This window comes from Loktanella sp. DJP18, assembly GCF_049310965.1.
Classification (GTDB): Bacteria; Pseudomonadota; Alphaproteobacteria; order Rhodobacterales; family Rhodobacteraceae; genus Loktanella.
Window position 1 is genome coordinate 1 of the sequence record NZ_JBMERN010000384.1, and the last position, 701, is coordinate 701.

Consider the following 701-nt stretch of genomic DNA (forward strand, 5'->3'; position numbering starts at 1 on the left):
CAAGCATTACCGTGATTCCGGCCAAGACCCAGCTCGGGCGTCTGCCATGCTGCAATAGCATCGCCAGACCCTGGGCCAGGCATCCGGCGGCGAAGACCCATAATCCGAAATCAAGCAACCAGCTTGCCGACCCTACTGCAAGATCACTGATTGTCTGGCTGATGGGGTCATAGGATTTCGCGACGAGCTGCCAGCTGACAATGTCTGTCAGGCCGACGACGATACAACTGACGATTGCAGCACTTGTCGCTGTTTCGATGAATCTGTCGCGCGGTATCATTGGCCTGTCTCCCTTCGTAAAGTCTGCAATCGCCTACCATAAGCCGGAGTGCCCGTAAGTACGTATGGCAACGGCATCCCCGCCGATAAAACAGCTGAACCGGCTTGTAATGCTGTCACCACTGTCGCGCAGGCTGAGCGTTCTTTATATCGTGACCTCATTCCCCTACCCTATTCGCTGTACGAAATCTGCGCACCCGGTGGCACGCAGTAGCCTGCAATTACTTATACGATAGTCTGTACACGTCTAAGCATACTGACTAGATTTGGCTGTTAAATACAGTCTGGCGTATCATTGGCCGATAAAATGAAACATCTAACCAGCACCACGTTGTTATTCTCTTATTGGTTGTGTATCGAATGTGGTGGAAACTCTCTGGCGGCGTTCTCCGAGCATGTGGATTTGGGCCTGATCAGGCCGT

Annotated in this window: 1 protein-coding gene; it reads right to left on the reverse strand. The window is 52.5% G+C overall.

Going from position 1 to position 701, the window contains the following annotated elements:
* On the reverse strand, positions 1-280 hold a 280-nt coding region (locus tag ACOI1H_RS26050; protein ID WP_422441257.1), incomplete at its 3' end, for a DUF998 domain-containing protein.
* Between the last annotated feature and the right edge of the window lie 421 nt (positions 281-701).